The 24,066-nt window shown below is 45.6% G+C and carries 21 protein-coding genes and 1 other annotated feature; of the genes, 10 read left to right on the forward strand and 11 right to left on the reverse strand.

Features of this window, described 5'->3' with window-relative positions:
- Positions 1 to 827 (forward strand): transposase (locus tag KNP96_RS02595; RefSeq protein ID WP_214768747.1); only part of this gene is annotated, 827 nt, incomplete at its 5' end.
- Positions 828 to 1,129: 302 nt separating this feature from the next.
- Here the strand turns inward: KNP96_RS02595 and KNP96_RS02600 are convergent.
- From KNP96_RS02600 to tpx, 3 genes are all read right to left on the reverse strand, one after another.
- Complete coding sequence (locus tag KNP96_RS02600) at positions 1,130 to 2,341, reverse strand: acetate kinase (protein ID WP_088837619.1); 1,212 nt, start codon at positions 2,339 to 2,341, stop codon at positions 1,130 to 1,132.
- A gap of 122 nt (positions 2,342 to 2,463) precedes the next feature.
- The gene (locus KNP96_RS02605) at positions 2,464 to 3,372 is read right to left on the reverse strand and encodes a class I SAM-dependent methyltransferase (RefSeq protein ID WP_214768748.1); all 909 of its coding nucleotides are present in this window, start codon (positions 3,370 to 3,372) and stop codon (positions 2,464 to 2,466) included.
- Between the two features lie 103 nt (positions 3,373 to 3,475).
- Positions 3,476 to 3,973: a thiol peroxidase gene (tpx, locus tag KNP96_RS02610; protein WP_157898524.1), complete on the reverse strand. Its 498-nt coding sequence runs from the start codon at positions 3,971 to 3,973 to the stop codon at positions 3,476 to 3,478.
- 167 nt (positions 3,974 to 4,140) lie between these two features.
- Between tpx and KNP96_RS02615 the strand changes: the two genes are divergently transcribed.
- Entirely contained in the window at positions 4,141 to 4,956 is an 816-nt protein-coding gene (locus KNP96_RS02615; protein ID WP_029331162.1) for an NAD kinase, read from the forward strand.
- A gap of 247 nt (positions 4,957 to 5,203) precedes the next feature.
- Here the strand turns inward: KNP96_RS02615 and KNP96_RS02620 are convergent, their stop codons facing one another.
- The gene (locus KNP96_RS02620; protein WP_214768750.1) at positions 5,204 to 6,769 is read right to left on the reverse strand and encodes an amidohydrolase; all 1,566 of its coding nucleotides are present in this window, start codon (positions 6,767 to 6,769) and stop codon (positions 5,204 to 5,206) included.
- 67 nt (positions 6,770 to 6,836) lie between these two features.
- Positions 6,837 to 8,543 carry a septation ring formation regulator EzrA gene (gene ezrA / locus KNP96_RS02625; protein ID WP_088837623.1) on the reverse strand — a complete coding sequence of 569 codons (1,707 nt, stop codon included), beginning with the start codon at positions 8,541 to 8,543 and terminating at the stop codon, positions 6,837 to 6,839.
- A 224-nt stretch (positions 8,544 to 8,767) separates the two neighbouring features.
- Here ezrA and KNP96_RS02630 point away from each other — a divergent pair, with 224 nt between their 5' ends.
- The 3 genes from KNP96_RS02630 to KNP96_RS02640 all read left to right on the forward strand — a co-directional run bounded on the left by KNP96_RS02630 (position 8,768) and on the right by KNP96_RS02640 (position 10,752).
- A complete protein-coding gene (locus tag KNP96_RS02630; protein WP_214769053.1) occupies positions 8,768 to 9,253 on the forward strand; it encodes a GAF domain-containing protein in 486 nt (161 codons plus the stop codon).
- Positions 9,254 to 9,478: 225 nt separating this feature from the next.
- Entirely contained in the window at positions 9,479 to 10,078 is a 600-nt protein-coding gene (gene rpsD / locus KNP96_RS02635; RefSeq protein ID WP_026827721.1) for a 30S ribosomal protein S4, read from the forward strand.
- A gap of 146 nt (positions 10,079 to 10,224) precedes the next feature.
- The gene (locus tag KNP96_RS02640; protein ID WP_088837624.1) at positions 10,225 to 10,752 is read left to right on the forward strand and encodes a biotin transporter BioY; all 528 of its coding nucleotides are present in this window, start codon (positions 10,225 to 10,227) and stop codon (positions 10,750 to 10,752) included.
- A 51-nt stretch (positions 10,753 to 10,803) separates the two neighbouring features.
- On the opposite strand, the gene tyrS is transcribed toward KNP96_RS02640, so the two are convergent.
- Positions 10,804 to 12,051: a tyrosine--tRNA ligase gene (tyrS, locus tag KNP96_RS02645; protein ID WP_214768752.1), complete on the reverse strand. Its 1,248-nt coding sequence runs from the start codon at positions 12,049 to 12,051 to the stop codon at positions 10,804 to 10,806.
- Positions 12,052 to 12,101: 50 nt separating this feature from the next.
- Positions 12,102 to 12,303: a binding site (T-box leader), on the reverse strand.
- A 152-nt stretch (positions 12,304 to 12,455) separates the two neighbouring features.
- Between tyrS and KNP96_RS02650 the strand changes: the two genes are divergently transcribed.
- Positions 12,456 to 14,978, forward strand: coding sequence for a transglycosylase domain-containing protein (locus KNP96_RS02650; RefSeq protein ID WP_214766582.1), 2,523 nt, complete (start codon positions 12,456 to 12,458; stop codon positions 14,976 to 14,978).
- A 126-nt stretch (positions 14,979 to 15,104) separates the two neighbouring features.
- Here KNP96_RS02650 and acsA read toward each other — a convergent pair whose 3' ends face one another.
- Complete coding sequence (gene acsA, locus KNP96_RS02655) at positions 15,105 to 16,808, reverse strand: acetate--CoA ligase (protein WP_214766584.1); 1,704 nt, start codon at positions 16,806 to 16,808, stop codon at positions 15,105 to 15,107.
- Between the two features lie 145 nt (positions 16,809 to 16,953).
- Here acsA and KNP96_RS02660 point away from each other — a divergent pair, with 145 nt between their 5' ends.
- The 4 genes from KNP96_RS02660 (at position 16,954) to KNP96_RS02675 (ending at position 20,287) form a co-directional block, all read left to right on the forward strand.
- Positions 16,954 to 17,586 carry a GNAT family N-acetyltransferase gene (locus KNP96_RS02660; RefSeq protein WP_159173470.1) on the forward strand — a complete coding sequence of 211 codons (633 nt, stop codon included), beginning with the start codon at positions 16,954 to 16,956 and terminating at the stop codon, positions 17,584 to 17,586.
- Between the two features lie 12 nt (positions 17,587 to 17,598).
- On the forward strand, positions 17,599 to 18,231 hold the full coding sequence (locus KNP96_RS02665; protein WP_214768754.1) for an acetoin utilization AcuB family protein: 633 nt from the start codon (positions 17,599 to 17,601) through the stop codon (positions 18,229 to 18,231).
- The gene (locus KNP96_RS02670; protein WP_088837630.1) at positions 18,228 to 19,421 is read left to right on the forward strand and encodes an acetoin utilization protein AcuC; all 1,194 of its coding nucleotides are present in this window, start codon (positions 18,228 to 18,230) and stop codon (positions 19,419 to 19,421) included. The genes KNP96_RS02665 and KNP96_RS02670 overlap by 4 nt, the downstream gene beginning before the upstream one ends.
- Before the next feature lie 110 nt (positions 19,422 to 19,531).
- Positions 19,532 to 20,287 carry a FixH family protein gene (locus tag KNP96_RS02675; protein WP_214768756.1) on the forward strand — a complete coding sequence of 252 codons (756 nt, stop codon included), beginning with the start codon at positions 19,532 to 19,534 and terminating at the stop codon, positions 20,285 to 20,287.
- A 74-nt stretch (positions 20,288 to 20,361) separates the two neighbouring features.
- Here the strand turns inward: KNP96_RS02675 and ccpA are convergent, their stop codons facing one another.
- The 4 genes from ccpA to KNP96_RS02695 all read right to left on the reverse strand — a co-directional run bounded on the left by ccpA (position 20,362) and on the right by KNP96_RS02695 (position 23,930).
- Complete coding sequence (gene ccpA, locus KNP96_RS02680; RefSeq protein ID WP_088837632.1) at positions 20,362 to 21,372, reverse strand: catabolite control protein A; 1,011 nt, start codon at positions 21,370 to 21,372, stop codon at positions 20,362 to 20,364.
- Positions 21,373 to 21,528: 156 nt separating this feature from the next.
- On the reverse strand, positions 21,529 to 22,614 hold the full coding sequence (locus tag KNP96_RS02685; protein WP_088837633.1) for a bifunctional 3-deoxy-7-phosphoheptulonate synthase/chorismate mutase: 1,086 nt from the start codon (positions 22,612 to 22,614) through the stop codon (positions 21,529 to 21,531).
- Positions 22,615 to 22,797: 183 nt separating this feature from the next.
- Entirely contained in the window at positions 22,798 to 23,361 is a 564-nt protein-coding gene (locus tag KNP96_RS02690) for a YtxH domain-containing protein (protein ID WP_214768758.1), read from the reverse strand.
- Entirely contained in the window at positions 23,358 to 23,930 is a 573-nt protein-coding gene (locus KNP96_RS02695) for a DUF948 domain-containing protein (protein WP_029331178.1), read from the reverse strand. The genes KNP96_RS02690 and KNP96_RS02695 overlap by 4 nt, the downstream gene beginning before the upstream one ends.
- Between the last annotated feature and the right edge of the window lie 136 nt (positions 23,931 to 24,066).

Below are 24,066 nucleotides of genomic sequence, written 5' to 3' on the forward strand. Positions count from 1 at the left end.
ATTACGTGAAGGGGGAGCGTGAAAAGCAATTCGCCTATTCCTTTCATACAGCATGTGATCGGAATGGTTTTGTCCTCGGGACAATTGTCACACCAGGTAATATTCACGATAGTATCATTTTAAAGCCCTTGCTCGAACTCATCATCCACCGTTTTACCGTCCCGTTTGCAGTCGTCGCAGACTCCGCCTATAAAACCGCCCCCATCGCACATTTACTTCTCAGACAGCGTATTTTGCCAGTCTTCCCCTACACCCGCCCCAAAGGGGTGAAGGGTATGTTCAAAACGAATGCCTTCTATTATGATGCGTATTACGACTGCTATCTCTGTGAAAATAATCAGCCGCTTATCTACCGAACAACTACACGGGAAGGAAGACGGGAGTACGTATCAGATCCAAAAATCTGTGAAACTTGTCCATTTCTAGAACGGTGTACGAAAAGTCAGACGATGCAGAAAGTGATTCATCGGCATGTCTGGCAAGATGCAATCGACGAAGTCGAGCACCTTCGCCACACACTGGTTAATAGGCAGCTGTATGCCCGACGAAAAGAGACAATCGAACGTGTCTTTGCCGACGCGAAAGAAAAGCATGGCATGCGTTGGACTCGCTACCGCGGGTTAAAAAAAGTGACGATGCAGGCCATGCTCACTTTTGCTGCCCTGAACCTCAAAAAATTGGCCAATTGGTCATGGGATTCCAGTCGGAATCCTAATGGAGTGTCATATTTTTTACGCATACATAAGACAAACCCTCATTTCCAAGCGGAAATGAGGGTTTGTCTACAGTCTGAGACCGGACATGATGTCCGGCCTTCGTGTAGATAAACTCTTACGAAACGTGAACATGCGATATCGAGGCGGATTGCGCTCTAAAGTGTCTGCATGCTGGATTTCCATCATGGTATTCCCTAAAAAGCGTCACGTTTCGTTGACTCCTACGGAAAAGTGCGTGTTTAACGCACGTTCAGAGGCAGGCAAAACCCTGCTCGTTGTCCGCTAGGATCCAAGGAGCAACGGCTTGCGCCTCGCCCGAGGAAAGCAACAAAAAAAGACGCTTGATCTCCCGATAGCACGTTGTCTACAGTCAGAAGACCGGACATGACGTCCGGCCTTCTGCATGTTAGTACTTATGCATTTTGTTCAATCAATCCACCGACACGAACTGTGTCACGTGCGATCATCAATTCTTCATTCGTTGGAATGATGATGACTTTGACTGGTGAGTGCGGGTAGTTGATGAAGAGTTCTTCTCCGCGCGCTCCGTTGTTAAGCGATGGATCCCAGTAGACGCCCATGAACTCGAGTCCACGGAGAACACGCTCACGAATCGAGTCAGAGTTTTCACCGACACCTGCCGTGAAGATGATGGCATCGACGCCGTTCATCTCTGCAGCATATTGTCCGATGTATCCATGAATCCGGTTCGCGAAAATACGAAGTGCCATTTCAGAACGATGGTTTCCTTCCGTTGCTGCTGATTCAACATCACGTAAGTCACTTGAAAGACCAGATAATCCGTAGATTCCTGATTCTTTGTTCATGACGTTCAAGACATCTTCTGCCGACTTCCCTGTTTTCTCCATCAGGAACGGAATCAAGGCCGGGTCAAGCGAACCAGAACGTGTTCCCATCGTAATTCCTTCAAGTGGCGTGAAGCCCATCGTCGTATCGAGTGACTCACCGCCAGCAACTGCTGCAATCGATGCCCCACTACCGAGGTGACAAGAAATCAAACGAAGGTCTTTAAGCGGACGTCCGAGCAACTCAGATGCACGTTCCGTAACATATTTGTGGCTCGTACCGTGGAAGCCATATTTCCGAATGCCGTATTCCGTATAGTATTCGTACGGAAGGCTGTAAAGGAAGTTTTCTTCTGGCATCGTTTGGTGGAAGGCCGTATCGAAGACAGCCACTTGCTCGACTTCCGGCAAGATTGCTTGGAACGCACGAATCCCAATCAAGTTTGGTGGGATGTGGAGTGGACCGAGCTCTGTATAGGAATCGATATCTTTAATGACATCTTCCGTAATCACGACAGAATCCGCATACTTTTCTTTACCATGAAGTACACGGTGTCCAACACCTTTGATTTCATCGTAAGAAGAAATGATGCCAAACTCCATCAACTTTTCAAGTGAGAGTTCTACTGCTTCTTTATGTGTTGCAAGCGGAAGGACGTCTGTATACTTTTGTCCTTCACCATATTTAATTGTAAAGATTGCATCGTCTTTCCCGACACGCTCTACTAAACCGATTGCTACTAACGTTTCACTCGGCATCTCAAGTAGTTGGAACTTAAGCGACGAACTACCAGCATTTACCGCCATAATTTTTGCCATGATCTATTTTCCCCTTTTCCATTCAAAATCAGTAGACATTCACATCTGTGTGGGTGTTCTATTTTTTCTGTCTTACATTAGGATAGTCAAATTAACAATAGAATTCAATTACTTTTCACTTTTCATTTTAATTCTGTATTAATCCATTCATCAATCTGTTTCACCATTCCACCAAATGCACGTGCATCGGTGAATGACGGGAGTTCAGCAAGTAATGCTTGTTTTGGCATCGTCATTCCCGCTAGGTGATTTCGGACGATTAAATAACTTTTTGCTGCCTGTTCTTGCTTGAACATGGTTAATGGCAGTTGCAAGATGCCGACGACATGTGCCTTCGTCTCAAAATACTGCTTCAATTTCCCTTCCGTATCGTGCTCAAATAAGCCATTCGGGATGACAAAGACACCGAATCCGCCTGGTTTAACATAATTCATCGCCTGTTCAATCAAAAGAAAGTGGCTGTAACTCATTCCTTCTTCTCGTTTTAACACATACTCTTTTGATACTTCTTCGTCCGGATAGTAACCAATCGGCAAGTCTGCCATCGCGAGATCGACCGGATCTAACAATAGAGGACGGAGTGCATCTTGATGCGTGTAAGTGACGGGATAATTGAGTAATTCCGTGATTGAAGCCGATAACCGGACTAACGTTTCATCGACTTCGACTGCTTCTGCTGCCGTCCCCGTCGGAAGTTGACTCATGACGGCATGAAGCATCCCACCTGTTCCACTACCAAGATCAAGTAACCGAGCGTCGTCCTTCTTGATTAGTTTCCCGATTAAATAACCTGCAAACAATGCAACGCTGTCCGGTGTCGGCAAATGATTCGGTTGTGCCTGTTTCATTCCTTCGAGAACAGCAAGCGAAACAGATTTCCGAATGACTTCTGGATCGACTTTTTCAGTATGGCGGTCATTTAAGCGATCAATGACCTCCGTCAGCGCCTCTAAATAGGGCATATCAAGGTCGCGTTCTAATTTTCTCGTTTGTTGCGTTAGTTCCTTATATAATTTTTCTAATGCTTCCATCGTCAGTTCATCCTTTCAAAACGAAACGGCCCCCCATATTTCCTGGGAGCCGTTCTTCTCATTACATCCATTGTATCTGTTTTACGTCGTTTGTAAACTATTCTTACTTCGCAGCTTTTGCTGCGGCGATCGCCGCATCAAAATTCACTTCGTCTGTCGATTCTGGCATATATTCGACATAGACGACTTGATTTGCTGAATCAATAACGAATACCGAACGAGCTAGCAAACGAAGTTCTTCAATCGCGACGCCATAGCTATGCCCAAACGATAAATCACGGTGATCCGATAATGTTACGACATTATCAAGCCCGCTTGCGGCACACCAGCGACGTTGTGCGAACGGAAGGTCGTTTGAGATTGTCAACACTGTCACGCCATCGATTTGTGCTGCTTCTTCATTGAACTTACGTGTTTGAGCGTCACAGACGCCCGTATCGATCGATGGAACGACGCTAATCATACGAATTCCTTTGTATGTATCGCGCGAAACCGGCGAAAGATCGTTAGCGAGTACCTCGAAGTCTGGTGCTTGTTGTCCGACTTCAACTTGTGTACCAAGTAATGTAATATCATTTCCTTTAAACGTTGCCATGTGTATTCCCCATTTCCCCATGTTGTCTTTCAAATGCATTTCCAATCTTACTATAGGAATGTTCGCCTTATAACGCAAGCTTTCTGACGAACTTCCTAGCTATCGGTTCCCGATTTCTGAAAAAACAGTTATAATGAAAGAGTACATGAAACGCTTTCAAGGGGGAATTGACCATGGCTCGAAACAATGTCTACCTGTATTACCGAAATAAACAAAGACACGAGACGCAGGTACGTAAATTAGTTGAAGTCGGCAAGCGATACGGATTGAATGTCGTCCAGGATCATAAACAAGCAAATATCATCGTTTCAATCGGTGGTGACGGCGCGTTTCTTCAAGCAGCTCGCTTTACAGGCTTCCGTGACGATGCCATCTATGTCGGTTTCGCAGAAGGTCCAAATTCCTTTTACTGTGACTTCGACATTAATGACCTGTCCTCCGTCGAAGCCATTTTCAAAGAAACAGGCGATCGCGTCTCGAATGGCGAAATTGAAGTCCGACGTTATCCATTGCTTGAAGCATCGATCAATGGCGGGCCAGGTATGCTTTGCCTCAATGAATGTTCCGTTAAATCGAGCATCATTAAATCACTCGCAATTGAAGTCTACATTGATGGATTCTTATTTGAAACGTTCCGTGGCGATGGTATGGTCATTTCGACGCCGACCGGATCGACCGCTTATAACAAGTCCTTGTCTGGTGCAATCGTCGATCCATTGATTCACTGCCTCCAAGTCAGCGAAATCGCATCCGTCAACAATAACCGCTACCGGACGCTCGGATCGGCTTTCCTCTTGAACCGCGGTCGTAAATTATCGCTTCGCATCATCGAAGACGGAAACGACTATCCGATCATCGGGATGGACAATGAAGCGTTAAGCTTAAAACGAACGGACTCCGTCGACATCCAATTGTCCGATAAAGAATTAAAAACCGTCAAATTAACGAACAATACATTTTGGCACAAAATCCAACGGTCATTCTTATAAAACAAACAAAAACTTCCCTGTCCACCAAGGACAAGGAAGTTTTTTTATCACCTAAGGAACGTACAGAAAAGAACGTCTTGAATCGCTTTAAACCGCGAAAAGCGGATCATCGGTCATTTGATTGATAGAGGACGGAAACGTTCATCCTCGACTCCGAGGGGAAAGGAAGCGCGTCCGTCACAAAGGGTGGTGTTCATCTGACTATGAGTCATCCCCTTTTGAGGATTTACGGAACGAACGCAACCTCTTAAGTCGTTGTCAAAGATGCTTCCTGGCGATAGACCGTTTTTCCTTGTTGTACCGTTTCGACTAGTCGATTCGTAAGAATCTGTTCATCTGCAAGACGATAAAAATCTTCTTCGAAGATGACGAAGTCTGCATTATATCCAGGCAATAACATTCCTTTTCGTCCATGTGTCTCTGTTGCGACATGTGGATTTTTTGTGAATAATAACAATGCTTCGTACATTGAAAGAACTTCGTTCGATTTATTAATCCGCCCTGCTTTCCCCACGGTCGCTGCATAGAGCGCTCGGCGAACATCGGGACTTGAAATCGGCGCGTCAGAGCCGCCACACATTAAGGCTCCTGTGCCCGCTAGCGACTTCAAGCGATAGGCCGAGTCGAGACGCTTCAAACCGAGACGTGCTTCAGCAAAATCAGCATCATCTAACAAGAAGACCGGTTGCACATCAATTAAGACAGGCAACTTCCGAATCCGTGCCAATAATTCAGGTCGTACGACCGTTGCGTGAATAATACGATCGCGCGTCCCTTTCGGAGCCGGATACTTTTCAAGCACATCCACGAAACGTTCGATTGCAAGATCTCCGATGACGTGCGCCGCGACAGTGAAACCGTAGCTTCGTGCTCGTTTCACGAGTTGTTCAAGTTGGTCCTGCGAGTGAACTTCAATGCCACGCGTCGTCGGGTCGTCCGAATAGCCACGATGCAATAATGCCGTTCTTCCACCGAGCGCACCATCGACAAATAATTTCATCGCTCCAATTGAGAGCGTGTCAGGGAGAACAGGGTTTGCTTGAATGAATTCATCAAGGACGAGATGATGCACGAGAAGATGGGCATGAAAACCCGTTTCTTCCGTCACTTCTTTATAAGCTGATAAGACTTCGTTTAATGCACCGTGATAAGATAAATCCTCTGTATGTGCCGCCACGATCCCATGACGATATAAGTCTTTGATTGCCGCGCGCAACGATGATTTGTTTCGTTCCGTCGATCCTGCTTGCAACGCATAGAGCGGTTCCATTGCTGCATCATAAAGAAAACCATCTGCTTCCCCTGAATCGAGCAAACCGATTTTCCCACCCTCGATGACCGTTGATGCTTTATATCCCAATTGTTCAAACAATACGTCATTGACGAGTACCGTATGCCGATCCGTCCGCTTTAGTAAAGCTGGTTCTGTCGGGAACAGTTGATTCAACCAAGTTTTTGTTGGCGCTTGATCTAGCTTGGTCTCGTCGTAGCCTTCTGCCACATGAATTCCATTGATCGCTTCCGCTTTTAAAAAGGCCTGTCCGAGTTCTTCTAGCGTCATGTAACGCGAAGCATCGACACGACCTATCGCTTCGCCATATCCAATGAGGTGGATGTGCGCATCGGTAAAGGCAGGATAGACGGCTTTGCCATTCAGATTCTCAATCGAATCGACGCGTTTACCGAAACGTCGCCGTAACTTCCCCTCATCCCCCATGGCTATAATCCGACCTGCTTCGATAAACATCGCCGGATGAACATCATGTTCATGCGCCATCGTTCGAATGATTCCGTTTACATAAAGTATTCCCATCTTAATCGCTCCTTTTTTTTACGAAAACAGGGTGACCGCGGCGGCCACCCTGAGTTGTCAGTGATGATTACATATGAATCGTTTCTTGCTTGGCACATGCTTGTTTGATTCGTTCAATTGATTGTGGATCAAATTGTTCGAGGACACGTTCCCCTAGTAAAATCGCACGTTCGTAATCGCCAGCGAGGAACTTCGTCTCAGCAATCGTCAACGACATATGTATCTCATTATCATTGCGACGGAAACGATTCGCGTACTGGACAAGTCGTTCTGCATAAGTGACTTCGAACACTAATGTATCTATCCGTTCTTGCAATTGTTTAAACGTCAACTTGACATCTTCGCTTTGCGAAACGATGTAACCGACATTAAACGGAATCTCCTCAAAACGTGCCTCGAGCGTCTGTAACGAACGACTCGCTGTTTGAAGCGCTTCTTCGACATCTTGCGGCATCTTCGGTAACCCGAGCCGTTTCAATCGTAACCGGGCACTAGAGAATGCATGACGCCATTCATTGATGCGTTCGCGTACTTCCAGCTCTTCTTTGCGTAGTGCTTGGAGTTCGATACTGAACCGTTCGTATTGAATCGTTAATTGTTCTTCCAGCCGAATGGCATCACGCATCTGATCTTCTAACATGCTGAACGGAATGATTCGGCTAGCGATGGATTCGTCTAAATCCTTCGCTGCCCCAAACAACATCTCTTCATCGCGCTGAATCGACTCGTAATGCTCTCCTAAGTCAGCTGAAATCTCATACTGTTCACGGAGCGAACTAAATTCTTGCGCCAATTGGTGGACTTTTTCACGCATCCGCAGTGCTTTTTGTTTCAAGACTTGATTTTCTTTTTTCACATGATGACGCGCGTCGACTTCACGACGGAACGTATCGTACATTTGGTCGACATCAGCCGAAAGTTGCTGGACGCGTTCTTCTAAATCGTCCATTTCTAGAAATTCAAGTTTTTTAACTAGGTTGAGGCGTGTTTCCTCAAATCGTTTAATATCCGACTGCATGCCAAGCGGCTCAAGCGGATAGCCATCCAGCGTCATTTCATTATATCCGGCGCTCAATTGGTCGATTCGTTGACGTAACTCATGTGCCAGGACTTTCCAATGATTCGGAATCACTTCGACTAATTGACGCGTCTGTGCGACTCGTTCTTCAAGCTGAAGGCTTGTTTCATACGCTTTCGTCACTTCACCTGCTTCCTCAAAAGCAGACATTTCTGTACGCAACTGATCGATTTCTTCACTGCGTTCTTCAAGTTTCGCTAATGCCGGACCAAACGACGTCGCTTGTAGGAGCAACGATTTACGGACTTGACCTGAATCTGTCTCACCTTGCGCTTTCAATGAAGTCAATGCAGATTGATTATTTTTAAACGTCTCCATCTCACGCAGCATCTCATCGATTAACCCTTCAAGCTCACCGATTAATTGTTCCGTTACTTCTAAATCATTCTTGACGGCAAGGAAATGATATTTATCGAGCCCTTCTTCCGCTCGATACAATGTTTCATCGATTTGCGCGACGTGGACTGTCAACAGTTCCTCCCAAGCCTGATGCCAGGAAGTGAATTTCGTCTCCGTCTCGCCCGCCATCGGAAGCTGCTTTAATTCTTGTAGCTCCTTCGGAATTGATGCGCTAATAATCCCCTGTTTGCGCATATCTAGCTCGTCAATTTTTGTATAATATTTTTTTCGACTAATCATGCTAAATAACATGACGAGTAATACGATGACGATGACACCAATCACCCATGCCCACATTTGTCACGACCTCCACCCTATCAAGCGATTCCATTTTTCAACAATTTCGCTTTTTATCTTATCCTTATAATAGTATAGCGCAACCGATTTGCATAGATTTACTAAGGCTTTTCCTGATTTCTTCGACAGATTACAGCGTCTCGCCGAGAAATCAATTGTTTGTCAGCATCTTTAAAACTCGGGTAAGATAGATTAAATATGATTTTTCAGGAGGAATCTTAATGATGTTTGAGACAACGACGTATGATGGTGACCGAACAAAACAATATGACATGCTGAATAAGCAACTTAATGCTTTACTGACTGGAGAAACGAATCAAATTGCCAATCTTTCAAATGCGAGTGCGTTACTTGGTCAATTTCTCGATCGAACGAACTGGGTCGGCTTCTATTTAACGGACGCAGAACAAAATCAACTCGTTCTCGGACCATTCCAAGGCTTACCTGCTTGTGTCCGGATTCCATTCGGTCGTGGTGTCTGTGGTACAGCGGCAGAAGATCAAACGACACAACTCGTCATGGATGTCCATGCTTTCCCAGGACATATCGCGTGTGATGCGGCAACGAATTCCGAAATCGTCATTCCATTAATTAAAGATGGAAAAACGATTGGTGTCCTCGATATCGACAGTCCTGAACTGAATCGTTTTGACGAAACCGATCAAGCCGGCCTTGAAGCCTTTAGCGAAATTCTTCTTCGTCATATTTGATTGACAGCAGGAATAAGCAGACGTATACTTGTAAAAGTGCAGAAATGATAACGATAGCGGTCAAATCGCTTGCGTATCACATTTCATGACTCGGCTTTGCCGGAGGGGCATCGTGTAACTTTGCTATCAAGCGAGGGTGCTACACCATGAAATGGGCGTAACGTGGGTTTGATGGCGTTATTATTTTTATGCAAATAATAACGAACACTAAGGAGGAGTCTTATTATGGCTCGCTATACAGGTCCAGCTTGGAAACTTTCACGTCGTCTCGGTATCTCTCTTACTGAAACAGGAAAAGAAATCGCAAAACGTCCGTACGCTCCAGGACAACACGGTAACAGCCGTCGCAAAATGTCTGAGTACGGTCTTCAACTTCAAGCGAAGCAAACGCTTCGTCACATGTACGGAGTAAACGAACGCCAATTCAACCGTATCTTCAACGATGCTGGCAAAATGCCTGGTATCCACGGTGAGAACTTCATGTTCTTACTTGAAGCACGTCTTGACAACGTCGTTTACCGTATGGGTATGGCTCGTACACGTCGTGCTGCTCGTCAGCTCGTCAACCACGGTCACATCCAAGTTGAAGGCGCTCGCGTCGACATTCCTTCATTCCGCGTGAAACCAGGTCAAACGATCTCAGTTCGCGAAAAATCGAAGAACTTTGTCGTTATCAAAGAAGCACTCGAAGTTGCACCAGCAACTAAAGACTTCGTTACTTTTGATGCTGAGAAGCTCGAAGGAACGTTCGTCCGTCTTCCAGAGCGTTCTGAATTGAACGATCAAATCCAAGAACAACTCGTCGTTGAGTACTACTCACGTTAATCAGTTGTTTTTAGCACTCACTTCGGTGGGTGCTTTTTTTGTGTCCTTTTAACATTTTTTAAAAATAGTAGTTGCATCATTTTCTTTTTGTGTTAACCTTTTATTTATATTGGTTAACACAAAAAGAAAAGAGGCCCTCATCCATCATGAAAACAAAAGATCTTACATTTACTGCACTCGGTGCTGCAATCATCTCAGCCATTAGTTTACTACCACAACTTCAACTCGTCGGACCTGTACCGATCACACTCCAGATGCTCGCCATCATGACGGTCAGTGCCATTCTCGGTGCGAAGCGCGGCGGGCTTGCCGTCTTGATTTTTTTGCTGCTCGCTGCTGCCGGATTACCACTTCTCGGAGGCAAAGGTGGTCTTGCGCCGTTCGTCGGACCGACCGTAGGGTACTTAGTCGCCTTCCCGATTGCCGGCTTCTTCATCGGCTATGTCGCCGAACGAACGACTCGCTTCATCCCATTGTTTTTTGGAATGGTCGTTTTCGGACTCGGTCTCGTTTACTTACTCGGAACATTCGGTTTAATGCTCGTCCTACATTTATCATTCATGGATGCCCTCGTCATTAATGTCCCGTTCATCATCGGTGATACGCTAAAAGCGTTACTTGCCACGACGATCGCCGTTCGTTTATTACCACTCCGTATTTTTAGAACAGCCTAAGCAAAAAGAACGCTGACGAGCATTCGTCAGCGTTCTTTTTTGTTATATCACTTACGCATGTTCAAGTACGAAGTATTTCTTTTTCCCACGACGGATGATCGTGAAGTCACCAATCGCATCTTGCTTCGTGATCTCTTTCGTCAACTCTTGTTCACGGTCTCCATTGATGTAGATTGCGCCATTCGTCACGTCTTCTCGCGCTTGACGCTTCGAAGGACTGATTTTCGCTTCGACGAGTACGTCGACGAGATTCGTTGCTTCACCAAGCGTAAAGCGCGGCATCCCTTTAAAGGCATCTGCGATATCATCTGCCTTTAACGATTTGATGTCGCCACTAAAGAGTGCTTTCGTGATTCGTTCTGCCTGTTCAAGTGCGTCGCTGCCATGAACGAGTTTCGTCATCTCTTCTGCCAGGCGGCGCTGGGCAATCCGTTTTTCAGGTGCCGTTTCCACTTCCGCTTGCAATCCTTCCAGTTCTTCGTGTGTCAAGAACGTAAAGTATTTCAGGAATTTGACGACATCAAGGTCATCGACGTTGAACCAAAACTGGTAAAACTCGTACGGTGTCGTTTTTTCGGCATCGAGCCATACTGCCCCGCCTGCTGTTTTCCCGAATTTTTGCCCGTCTGATTTCGTGACGAGTGGTACAGTGATGCCGAATGCTTTCTCTTCATGACCAACGCGTCGGATCAGTTCCATCCCTGCTGTAATGTTTCCCCACTGATCACTTCCGCCGACCTGGAGTCGGCACCCTTCGTTTTCATATAGCTTTAAGAAATCAAATGATTGTAATAGCATGTACGAAAACTCTGTGAAAGAAATCCCGTTCTGAAGGCGTGAATCAACAGAGTCTTTCGCTAGCATGTAGCTGATTGGGAAGTGTTTTCCGATATCGCGTAAGAAATCGATGATCGTTAAATCTTTTGTCCAATCCAGGTTGTTCGCAATCGTCACAGGGTTTTCGCCATCCAGCGGTAAAAAGCGTGATAATTGCCCTTTGATGCGGTTCGCAAATTCTTCGACGATATCCGACGTGTTCAGTGATCGTTCTGTCGACCGCCCACTTGGATCTCCAATCATCCCGGTTGCGCCACCGACGAGACCGACCACGTGGTGCCCCGCTTCTTGGAAACGGCGTAGAACGAGAATTGGTAACAGGTGTCCGATATGCAATGAATCTGCTGTCGGGTCGAATCCCGTGTACAGTGTTGTCGGACTTGCCAGGAGTTCTTTAATACCTTCTTCATCTGTCATTTGGCTGATTAGGCCGCGAAACTCTAAATCCTCAAGTAACGTCATCTGTTTTCCTCCTAAAAAAATTGTATAAAAAAACCGCCCCTCCGACTGAACGAAGGGACGGAATATTCCGTGGTACCACCCTAATTGCATGCAACACATGCCACTTAGATCGTCGATAACGGGACGGTCCGCCTGATTTCTCAAGAAGCTCCTGGAGACGTAATTCATGAACACGCTATGTCCTAGTTCGCAGCACCACTAGGTCTCTGATACAGGGAGCGTTCCATTACTAATTCCAATCACAGCTGATTTTTTTCGTATATTTTTCATAAGATGTTTTCATGATACGTCGAAGTAGAATCGACTGTCAAGAGACATTGTCACGTTTCAGTTGTGGTATAATACGTCTATCTGTGATTTAATGTTAATTTACACCCAAGTTTAAGATGTAAAGGAGATCATTTATGCGCGAGAACTGGTCCAAGTTTTGGAATCATCCCCGAACGAAAGCCGTTCGGCACTGGTCGAATATCACATATGACGTATCTTGGAATATCATTTTATTCCTCATCATTGCTGTTCTACTGATTGGGAGTTTTTCTGTCGGTGCAGCAGGCGGCTATTTCGCTTCGCTCGTCAAAGATACAAAAGCACCAGAATTAACGGAAATGAAGCAACAAGTTAATAGTTATGCCATTACGAGTGAAATTTACTGGGGCAGTGGCGAAAAGTTGACGAACATTTCAACAGATGAAGAACGTCAACCGGTCAACATCAAAGAAATTTCACCTTACCTGCTAGACGCTGTTCTTTCGACGGAAGATGTCGATTTTTATGAACATGATGGCGTCGTACCGAAAGCAACACTCCGGGCAGTCTTACAGGAGTTAACGAACTCGTCTTCTCGGACGGGTGGCAGTACGTTGACACAACAATTGATTAAAAACCAAATTTTAACGAATGAAGTTTCATTCGAACGGAAAGCAAAAGAAATCATCTTAGCACTTCGTCTCGAAAATGCGATGACGAAGGATGAAATTCTACAAGCCTATTTAAACGTTGTCTCATTCGGTCGAAACTCTCTCGGACGAAATATTGCCGGAATCGAAGCCGCCTCTCGTGGTGTCTTCAATAAATCCGCGAAAAAACTGACATTACCACAAGCAGCCTTCTTAGCAGGCATTCCGAAAAACCCGTATTATTACACACCCTACCTTCAAGGTGGTGTCGTCAAAGAAGATTTGACAGCAAGTACGAACCGGATGAAAACTGTTCTAAAACGGATGTATGTCGCAAAAAACATTACGAAAAAGCAATATGAAAAAGCCGTCAAATACGATATCACAAAAGACTTCGCCAAAACGTCAACACGTTCGCGTGATACGTACCCGTACGTTTACGATCTTGCTGAAAAAGAAGCCTTGAAAATCATGACGAGCTATTTCATGAAAAAGGATGGCGTCAAAGAAGATGAAGTAAAACCATCCGAACTCGCAGAAGTCAAAGCGAACTATCAGGAACAGGCTTTAGTTGCCATGCGTCAAGGCGGATACAAGATTCACTTGACACTTGATAAGAAAATTCACGAGGCGATGCAGGCACCAGCTAAAAATGCTGCCAACTTCCCTGCTTCTCCACAATACACGCAAGTCGTTGATCCAAAAACGAAAAAAACGGTCTCGAAAAAAGATCCAGAAGAAACAGCTGCTGTCATGATTCAAAATGAGACAGGTCGTATCTTAGGCTTCGTCGGTGGACGTTACACGGATGGAACGGCGGATGATTTCAACCGCGCGTTCCAGGCAAAACGTCAAATCGGTTCGACAGCCAAACCAATTCTTGTTTATTCGAACGGTATCGAAAACGGCTTGATTACACCGGCTTCGACCGTTAATGATGAAAAGTATTATTATCAAACGGTTCCACGTCAACCAGGTGACAACCCAATCAACAATGAAGGCGGGCGTTACCGAGGTAATGTGACGGTCCGTGAGGCATTGGAACTTTCACTCAACGTTCCAGCCGTGAAGATTTACGAAAAAATGAATATGTCGAACTCGATTCAAAAACTAGTCGACATGGGTATTAAAGTTCCTGACAGCATCCGGTACGCACCATCTGCTGCTCTTGGAACGATGGAAATCACACCGGTTGAGCTTGCTGGTGCTTATGCGATGCTCGCGAACTACGGTGAATACGTCGAACCGTATATCATCTCGAAGATTACGAAAGACGGGAAAAGCATCTATAAAGCTAAATCGAAAAAAGAAAAAATCTACGAAGAGCGTACGGCTTATTTAACGCTTGATATGATGCGTGGTGTCTTTGATAACGGAACAGCTCGTTATGCGAACTCGTTATTAAAAGTACCTGGCGATTGGGCCGGTAAGACCGGAACGACGAACGAAATTAAGGACTCTTACCTCGTTGCTTCAACACCAGGGGTTACACTGGCGGTTTGGACGGGGCATGATCAAAACAACTCATTGATGGGTGCAACGACATATTACCAACGTACCCAGAACCTGTGGGCACAGATGGCAAATGCAACGTATGCTGCGAACAACAGTTACTTCAAGTCAGGTGCACGCTTCAATCAACCGGCTTCAGTAGACGCAGATGACTTCAAGAACTCAGGTTCATTCAAAGAAGAAGATAAAAAGAAAAAAGAAGCGGAAGCGAAGAAAAAAGCCGCTGAAGAAAAGAAAAAAGAGGCCGAGGCAAAAGAAAAAGAAGCAGACGCGAAGAAGAAAGACGACGCTGAAGCGCAAGCAAAAGCTGACGCTGAAAAGAAAGCTGCTGAAGATAAAGCAGCCGATGCGGACGCGAAAAAAGCGGCCGATGCCAAAGCGAAAGCTGATGCAGAGGCTAAGAAAAAAGCGGCTGACGACAAGGCGAAAGCCGATGCGGAGGCTAAGAAGAAAGAAGCAGAGGCGAAGGCTGATGCTGAAAAGAAAGCAAAAGAAGACGACAAAAAAACTGAATGAAGCCATTCAAAAAAACGAAGTTCACGTAACAGTGAACTTCGTTTTTTTGTTCATATTAAAAAACTACCAACGAAGCATCGTTGGTAGTTCAAGAACAGTCAATCCTATACGTCACTTACTCTGACATCATTCTTCCATCGTCGAGAGGTCACCCGCTTCAAGATTTAGTTCCCACGCCTTCAAGACGCGGCGCATGATTTTACCGCTCCGGGTTTTCGGAAGCTTGTCTCGGAAGTCAATCTCACGTGGCGTCGCATGTGCTGCAAGCCCTTCTTTGACGAACGCCTGAATTTCTTGTTTCAATTCTTCAGTCGGTTCATAGCCGTCTCGTAACGAAATGAAGGCTTTGATGATTTCACCACGTACTGGATCCGGTTTCCCGATGACACCGGCTTCTGCAACTGCCGGGTGCTCGACAAGACGACTTTCAACTTCGAACGGTCCCACCCGTTCTCCTGCCGTCATGATGACATCATCGACGCGTCCTTGGAACCAGAAGTATCCTTCATCATCCATATATGCAGAATCTCCTGAAACGTACCATCCTTTGAAGAAGTATGATTCATACTTTTGTGGATTATTCCAGATTTGCCGCATCATGGATGGCCACGGTGTTTTCAAAGCTAAATTGCCCATTCTAAACGGAGGTAACTCATTCCCTTGATCATCGATGATTGCAGCTTCTGTCCCAGGAATCGGTTTCCCCATCGACCCTGGTTTGATGTCCATCGATTTATAGTTGCAAATCATCATTGCCCCTGTTTCCGTCATCCACCACGTATCATGGATGCGTTGGTCGAATGCTTCTTTTCCCCAACGAACGACTTCTGGGTTGAGCGGTTCTCCGACGGATAACACGTGCCGTAAGCTCGACAAGTCATGTGTTTGTGCGACGTCTGCGCCGGCACCCATCAGCATCCGGAATGCGGTCGGTGCACTATACCAAACCGTTACCTTGTATTTTTCAATGACACTGTACCAAAACTCCGGATTGAACCGACCACCGACGATGACATTCGTCGCACCATTTAAGAACGGGGCAAAAATCCCATAACTCGTCCCCGTCACCCAGCCCGGATCTGCTGTACACCAATAGATATCATCTTCCTGAAGGTCAAGAACCCAACGTCCGGTCATCATGTGTTGAATCATCGCATTTTGAGCGTGTAAGACCCCTTTTGGTTTTCCCGTCGACCCAGACGTATAATGTAAGATGAGACCGTCTTCCCGGTCGAGCCAAACCGGTTCGTACACATCTGACGCGGACTCGAACGCTGCCCGGAAGTCCAGTAGCCGATCTGTCGTCTCGATGTCTTCATCGACTAAAAAGACGGATTCGAGTGTCGATAACTCTTCAAGCGGAACACGTGGTAATAATGCTTTCGTCGTAATCAACATCTTTGCTTCAGAATCAAGCAAGCGGTCGCGTACAGCTTGTTCCATGAAGGCTTCAAACAACGGACCGACGATTGCTCCGACTTTCAAGGCACCGAGCAACGCAAAATAAAGTTCTGGCGAACGTGGCATGAAGATAAAAATTCGGTCTCCTGCTTTGATTCCAGCATCCGTCAAAACGTTTGCCGCTTTGTTCGTCAAACGTTTCATGTCAGCATACGTAAAAGTTTGCTCCGTCGTTCCATCAAAGTAAATCAGAGCTTTTTTATTCGCTCGTTCACCTTCAGCATGACGGTCAATTGCTTCATGGGCCATATTGACTTTCCCCGTCGTTGCCCATGAAAAATATTGTTCCGCTTCTTGCCAATCGTATGACGCCGATTCATTATAGTCGGATAACCAATGCTTACCCGGAAGCGCTTTCAAAACTTTCATCTCTCGTTCCTCCCCTTCTCTATACTCTTCTCCATTATAAGCTAGTTATGGTGTAGTTCAATCGATTGCCGTTAATTTGTTAAAAAATCCCTCTCTTTCCGCAACTCGCTTCGGCTATAATAAAGAGAAAGGTGGTGACGCTTACATGTTTGAAAAACAATTCAATCATCGTACTCATGAAACATCGCTCGGTCCAGTTGAAATCGAAGGACCTGTCGCGAGTAAACAACTCGCCACTTACCTCCTCGATGACGGTTTAACTGCCTTCAGGCAACCGAAAGAGCAGCATCAAGCGCTCCTTGAAATCGCGGATTTAGATGAAGGACGGATCATTATCGCTAGGCAAAATAAAGAAATCATCGGCTATGTCACATTCCTTTACCCTGATCCCTATGAGACATGGAGCGAAGGAAATAATCCATATATTTTAGAGTTAGGTGCGATTGAAGTGTCTGCTCGTTTTCGCGGTCAACAGATTGGTAAAAAGCTTCTCGAGGTATCGATGCTCGATCCGGCCATGGAAAACTACTTAATCTTGACGACTGAGTATTACTGGCATTGGGATTTAAAAGGCAGTGGACTATCTGTTTGGGACTATCGAAAAATCATGGAAAAGATGATGAACCACGGAGGACTCGTCTTTTTCCCAACCGATGATCCAGAGATTGCATCGCATCCGGCTAATTGTTTAATGGCACGTATCGGGAAACATGTCGCACCAGAAGTCGTCGCTCATTTCGATGCTTTACGGCTCCGCCGTCGCTTCATGTACGATTAAAGGAGGAATAGCATGTTAATCGAACAAATCATGAAGACGAATTGTATTACGATTCAACCAACAAATTCTATTGCGCATGCCGCAGAATTGATGCAACGTCATGAGATTCGCCATATTCCCGTGACAAACGCCCGTCATGAACTTGTCGGTCTCATCGGTCTAAAAGAGCTCCAAAGTGCAAGCAGTGTCTTTCATCCAGATACCCTTCACGTTGATCAACAAAATTCCGTTTCCAGTATTATGCAACAAACTCCTATCACGGCACACCCGCTTGATTTCATTGAAGACGCCGCGATTGTATTTTATGAACATCGCTTATCTTGCTTACCGATTGTTCGGGGACGGCGTCTCGTCGGCTTAATGACAGAAACCGATTTGCTTCGGACATTCGTTCAATTAACAGGAGCGCTCGAGCCGAGCTCACAAATCGAAGTGCGTGTTGAAAATACAGCGGGTACATTAGCAAAGATTGCGAATCTACTCGCCAAAACGAATATCAATATCTTAAATGTCCTCGTGTATCCTACGCCTGATCCGTATGTCCGCATCGTCGCTTTTCGTGTCCAGACGATGAATCCGATTCGAATCATCGAAAAGTTACGGAAGGAAGGATTCGATGTACTCGGTCCCGACGTCAGCCGATGAAAGAGTTTGCTTATATTTACAGTGAGGAAGAAACGAATTATCGTTTTTCCGATACACATCCTTTCAACCCAATTCGACTGGACTTGACCGTCTCTCTCTTAGAGACGATGGGGGCACTCAAGGACGTCGACTGTATCGCACCACGTCGCGCAACGGATGAGGAGTTACGACTCGTACATGATGCCGATTATATTCAAGCCGTCAAGCTGGCGGGTCAAGGTGAACTGACGCCAATGAAGGCACAGATGTATGGGCTAGCAACAGAAGATACACCCGTCTTCCCTGACATGCATGAAGGTGCCGCACTACTCGTCGGTGGAACAATTGAGGCTTGCGAACTCGTCTTGTCCGGACGATATAAACGGACATTTCATATCGCGGGTGGTCTGCACCATGGTTTTCGTGGTCGTGCTTCAGGATTTTGTATCTACAACGATACAGCAGTCGCCATGGCGGCGATGATTGAAAAATATGCGTGTCGTATTCTTTATGTCGATACCGATGCGCACCATGGCGATGGTGTCCAGTGGGCTTTTTATAATCGTTCCGATGCCATGACGCTGTCACTGCATGAAACAGGACGTTATCTCTTCCCGGGGACAGGTATGGTGACAGAGCGCGGATCTGAAGAGGGTTATGGCTTCAGTTGGAACATTCCATTTGATGCTTTTACGGAAGACGCTTCGTTTTTACTCGCCTATCGGACTGCCTTGTTCGAAGCCTGTGAGTTGTTCCAACCTGACTTGATCATTACGCAAAATGGTGCCGATGCCCACGCGCTTGATCCATTGACTCACTTGTCGCTCACGATGAAAAGTTATGAACAAATTCCGCAAATCGCCGTCGAAGCAGCAAACCGTTATACGAAAGGCCGGATTGTCGCTTTAGGCGGAGGAGGATACGATTGGTACCGTGTCGTTCCCCGCGCCTGGAGTCAAGTCTTCGCAGCTTTGACAAATCGTGCACCATTTAGTGGGGACCTCCCGAAAGACTGGATTGAGCGATGGACAAAACAGAGCACGACGGTTCCGACTACGTGGGCAGATCAATTGCCAGTGTATCCTTCGATTCCCCGTCGACCTGAAATCGAGGAAAAAAACTGGGAAACCGTTAAACGACTCCTATGGCCATTTATCGATGACGCGAAAAAAGACCGTTTATCAGAAGCTTCACCCTACTCGAGTGATTAAAAATTGTCCTGTACTTTTCACATATACTTCGTTCGGATTTCACAAGTTATTGGTATACTAAATAAGGTTTCAATACTTTACATAGTAAATGAATAATTGGGGGACTGAACATGAAGAAAATGATGGGGATGAGTGTTGCCGTACTTGCAACTGGTCTATTTCTTGCAGGATGCAACAATAGCGAAGAAAAAGCGATGGACCACGACGCGATGCAAGGTAGTGGGAAACCGGCAGTCGACGTCAAAGTAGAGGTTCCAGCAAAAACGATGGCTGATGAAAAGGTCATATTTAAAGCAACTGCTGTCGAAGATAAAAAAGCAGTCAATGTAGAAGATGTGACGTTCGAGATTTGGAAAGCAGATGAAAAAGATACTGCTCATAAAAAAATTAAAGCTTCTTTGAAAAAAACGGGTTCTTACCAAGCAGAAGCAACACTAGCTGAAGGCGAATACGAAGGACTCTATCATATCAATGATAAAAAGGGTCTACATCACATGGATAAAATTTCTTTTACTGTGATGGATCATTCGCATGAAGAAGCTTCACATACTGATGCTGAGCACGATCATGCTTCGAGCGAAAACCTTGCAGTCCACTATATGGGGGCAACGAAAGTCACGGCAGGTGCGACGCTCCCCGTTTCGTTTCATATTTTTGAAAAGGGTGAAGTCTTAAAAGCAGATGTCCAAGTCGAAGTCATCGAAGAAGGTGTCGAAAAACATACGTACATTCCACTAACGTTGAAAGACGATATGTACGTCGGTCAAGTCAAATTAGCACAAGCCGGTCAAACGACGGTCCGGCTTCATGTTGAAAATGATCAGTTGCATCACCATCAAGATCAACTTATTACCGTGACACCTTAAATAATTTAGAACAAAACAAAAATCGTCTTTTTTCCTAGACTCGACTAGGAAAGAGGACGATTTTTGTTTGAACATCATGAACGTGTAGAGTCCCGGTGCTCAATCCGGTGCGGTAACGTTACATCATTTGTTTCAATTTCTTCTTGATTCAAGATTTTAGTCAACAGACGCATCGAAACTGCTCCGATATCATACATCGGTTGCACGACAGTCGTCAGCTTCGGACGAATCATCGTCGCGAGACGTGTATTATCGTGTCCGATGACTTCGAAGTCTTCAGGAACACGGTGACCTGCGTCCTGTAAGGCATGAATGACACCGAGAGCCATTTCATCCGTCCCAGCGAAGATTGCACGTGGGCACTCCTCACCGAGTTCAAGCAGTTGGTTCATTGCCTTCATTCCTGAATCATACGTGTAGTTTCCTAAAACGACATTTTGTTCGTCAAACGGAAGATTGGCTTCTTCCAGGGCATTACGGTACCCGGCAAATTTCTTCTCACCGTTAATCTGTTGCTCGAGTGGACCCGTGATGAACCCGATCCGTTTATGTCCATGATCGATCAATGATTTGACGGCGTCATATGCCGCACTCTCGTAATCGATGTTGACAGCAGGAAGATCATAGTCTTGATTGAGCGTCGCTGCTAATACGATCGGCACAGGGGATGTTTTGAATTCGCGGACTAAATCTTCATGAAGGCGTCCACCCATGAAAATGATGCCATCGACTTGTTTTCCGAGCAACGTATTCAAGAGATGGATTTCTTTTTCACGATTTTGATCGGAATTACATAAAATGATGTTGTATTTGTACATCGTCGCGACATCTTCAATCCCACGCGCTAAATCGGCAAAGAAAATATTTGAGATATCCGGTACGATGACTCCGACCGTTGTCGTTTTTTTACTTGCGAGTCCACGTGCGACGGCATTTGGGCGATACCCGAGTTGATCGATTGCATCCTGGACTTTCTTGCGCGTGGATGGCTTGACGTTCGGATTTCCGTTAACTACCCGGGAGACAGTCGCCATCGAAACAGCGGCTTCGCGTGCTACATCATAAATTGTAATATTACTGTTCAAAGCAAATTCCTCCTTATTTAAACAATCATTTCGTTTTCATTCTCATTTTCATTTTTAGACAACACGAAAGGAAGACAGGAAAAGATATCTTTCTTTTCCCATTCTTCCTTCATTGTAAAACGTTTTCATTCGCTATAGGTTACCCTTTTTACAAAATCATTGAACGTTTAGTGCCGGAAAAGTTGACGTTAAGTTTTCGACGAACGCATCGAATTCTTTAAAATCAAGTTGTTGGTTCGCATCAGACAGTGCCAATGCAGGGAATGGATGCACTTCGACCATGACGGCATCCGCCCCAACAGCATATGCAGCTTTCGCCGTCGGTAAAAGAATATCTTTTCGTCCTGTCGAGTGTGTGACATCGACCATGACAGGAAGATGCGTTTCTTGCTTCAGGATAGGAACGGCAGAAATATCAAGTGTATTCCGTGTCGCGCGTTCGTAAGTACGAATACCGCGCTCGCATAGGATGACTTGATCGTTCCCGCTCGCCATGATGTATTCAGCTGCGTACATGAATTCTTCGAGTGTTGCTGAAAGACCACGTTTTAAAAGAACGGGTTTGTTCGTACGCCCGACTTCCTTTAACAAATCGAAGTTTTGCATGTTACGTGCACCGACTTGAATGATATCAACATATGGTAAAGCAGATTCAACGGCACTCGGTGTCATAATTTCGGTAATGACATGTAAGTTATGCGCATCTGCTGCTTTTTTTAACATCTTCAATCCTTCTAAACCGAGCCCTTGGAAATCGTAAGGCGATGTCCGTGGTTTGTATGCCCCGCCACGCATGAAGCGAACACCATGCTTTGCAAGCTGTGCGGCTACTTCAAAAACTTGTTCCTCACTTTCAACGGCACAAGGTCCAGCAATCAGTTGTTGGGATCCGTCACCGATGACATCATCTCCAACACGGATAATCGTATTCGTTGGTTTTTGTTTACGTGACACGAGCAATTTACGTGTCCGGTCTTCCCCTTGTAGTTCAAGTGACGCTTTAAAAATCTCTTTGAACATATGCTGAAGGCGCCCATTTTCAAAAGGACCATGATTATTTTCGGCTATCGACTCAAGCATCTGACGTTCACGTACCGGGTCGTAACGGTCAAGCCCTTGCGCACGTTTTACTTTACCGATTTCGACGGCGATTTCGCCCCGCTTGTTGATTAATTCTAGTAAATCAGCGTTTACTAAATCAAGTTCATCGCGTAAACGCTTTAGTTCTGCTTGTTGATCCATCTGTCTACCACTCCCTAATCAGCATATAGCTCGTAATAGCAACTAATTATAGCCGACTTCATGCCGATTGTACATGATAGAACTACTCGAACCCATTCTTTTTTTGATGTGCTCTTATCAAATCAAATTATACAAAAAAATAAAACGTATTAGCTACTAAAAGCAGCTAATACGTTCAGTAAATTACTTCTTCGGCTTTTTCTCGTTTGCCATGTCTGCTTGCGGATCGTTTTCCTCAGCCTCATCTTCTTGATCTTCTTCTAAACCTTCACGCAGTTCTGAAAGATCAGCGACAGTCTCTGTATCGAGTTGTTCCGCAACAGCTGCACCGTTCATTTCCTCACCGATTTCACGTTCGATGTCTCGTACGAGTTGTTCTGCTTCTGCGAGTGCTGCGTCAATGCTTGCCTGATCTTTTTCAAAACCAGCGTATTGTGCCGCTTCTTGAACAGTTGAATTTTTTTTCGCTTTTTCGATGACCGGTGCTGCTTTATCTTTTGCCAGTTGAATCCATTCGCCGACGAGCGGCTCCGCTTTTTCACGGACCACTTGCGTCTGTTCATTCAAGCGTTGACGTGCAGGAGCTGTACGCTCATCGAGCATGCCACGCATCTCGCTTCCTGACTTCGGACTTGAAAGTAACGCAGCGGCTGCACCAATCAATCCTCCAACGATGATACCTGCTAAGAAGCCGCCACCTTTTGAAGTATTTTGGTCCTGGGCTTGGTATGGGTGTTGTTTTGTCATGATTTACGATCTCCCTTCAATTCATCTGGAATACTTTCAACATCCGGCACTGACACGACTTCCGGTGTCACCGGTGTATCTGCCTGTTTACGGAAACGGCGGCGTTGTTTTTTCTCCACCGTTGTCGTAGCCGTACTAGAAGATGAAACAGGTTGACCTGATTCCGGTTTATTCTTTTTAAAGAGTTCAACAGCGACTGAACCCCAACGAACCGCTTGAGCAATCTGTTCTTTGTTCGTATCTGCTGCCCCTGCTACTGTATCAGAAACAGTTCGAACAGAATCCGTCACTTTGTTTAGCGATGTGCCTAACTCTTCAATCGAATTCGCAACCGGCGCAAGGAGCTCTGTTTTTTCTTCGATTGTATCGACAAGACGATTCGTTTTATGTAGCAACGCCGTCGTCTCCATCATAATTCCGTCCAGCTGGCGTTCAAGCCCTGCTGTCGTGTCTGCGACATTATTTAGTGTCTTGCTTGCTGCACCAAGTACGCGCGCAAGGAAGATAACGAGCACTACGAATGCGATCGCAGCGACTAGTCCGGCGATACCGCCTAATGTGATTTCCATGATTCATGCCTCCAATTTCTTTTGCTAGTGTCTTGTTGGTAGTTCGACGTATCTCGAGTCGTTCCTGCTACTCCAATTGGTTTATTTCCGTTACAATGATAGATGAAACCTACATACGCAAATTAGAGGGGGAACT

The sequence above is a fragment of the Exiguobacterium sp. s133 genome (assembly GCF_018618595.1).
Lineage (GTDB): Bacteria > Bacillota > Bacilli > Exiguobacteriales > Exiguobacteriaceae > Exiguobacterium_A > Exiguobacterium_A oxidotolerans.

Bases quoted from the DNA above. Each gene is read 5' to 3' on its own strand.
- KNP96_RS02620 (WP_214768750.1), bottom strand. From the start codon at position 6,769: ATGGGAATACTTTATGTAAACGGAATCATTCGAACGATGGCGCATGAA.
- KNP96_RS02600 (WP_088837619.1), bottom strand. From the start codon at position 2,341: ATGGCAAAAATTATGGCGGTAAATGCTGGTAGTTCGTCGCTTAAGTTC.
- KNP96_RS02670 (WP_088837630.1), top strand. From the start codon at position 18,228: ATGAAAGAGTTTGCTTATATTTACAGTGAGGAAGAAACGAATTATCGT.
- KNP96_RS02695 (WP_029331178.1), bottom strand. From the start codon at position 23,930: ATGGAAATCACATTAGGCGGTATCGCCGGACTAGTCGCTGCGATCGCA.
- KNP96_RS02660 (WP_159173470.1), top strand. From the start codon at position 16,954: ATGTTTGAAAAACAATTCAATCATCGTACTCATGAAACATCGCTCGGT.
- tyrS (WP_214768752.1), bottom strand. From the start codon at position 12,051: ATGACGTTACTTGAGGATTTAGAGTTTCGCGGCCTAATCAGCCAAATG.
- KNP96_RS02675 (WP_214768756.1), top strand. From the start codon at position 19,532: ATGAAGAAAATGATGGGGATGAGTGTTGCCGTACTTGCAACTGGTCTA.
- KNP96_RS02685 (WP_088837633.1), bottom strand. From the start codon at position 22,614: ATGGATCAACAAGCAGAACTAAAGCGTTTACGCGATGAACTTGATTTA.
- KNP96_RS02615 (WP_029331162.1), top strand. From the start codon at position 4,141: ATGGCTCGAAACAATGTCTACCTGTATTACCGAAATAAACAAAGACAC.
- ezrA (WP_088837623.1), bottom strand. From the start codon at position 8,543: ATGTGGGCATGGGTGATTGGTGTCATCGTCATCGTATTACTCGTCATG.
- KNP96_RS02630 (WP_214769053.1), top strand. From the start codon at position 8,768: ATGTTTGAGACAACGACGTATGATGGTGACCGAACAAAACAATATGAC.
- KNP96_RS02650 (WP_214766582.1), top strand. From the start codon at position 12,456: ATGCGCGAGAACTGGTCCAAGTTTTGGAATCATCCCCGAACGAAAGCC.
- KNP96_RS02605 (WP_214768748.1), bottom strand. From the start codon at position 3,372: ATGGAAGCATTAGAAAAATTATATAAGGAACTAACGCAACAAACGAGA.
- acsA (WP_214766584.1), bottom strand. From the start codon at position 16,808: ATGAAAGTTTTGAAAGCGCTTCCGGGTAAGCATTGGTTATCCGACTAT.
- KNP96_RS02640 (WP_088837624.1), top strand. From the start codon at position 10,225: ATGAAAACAAAAGATCTTACATTTACTGCACTCGGTGCTGCAATCATC.
- KNP96_RS02690 (WP_214768758.1), bottom strand. From the start codon at position 23,361: ATGACAAAACAACACCCATACCAAGCCCAGGACCAAAATACTTCAAAA.
- rpsD (WP_026827721.1), top strand. From the start codon at position 9,479: ATGGCTCGCTATACAGGTCCAGCTTGGAAACTTTCACGTCGTCTCGGT.
- KNP96_RS02665 (WP_214768754.1), top strand. From the start codon at position 17,599: ATGTTAATCGAACAAATCATGAAGACGAATTGTATTACGATTCAACCA.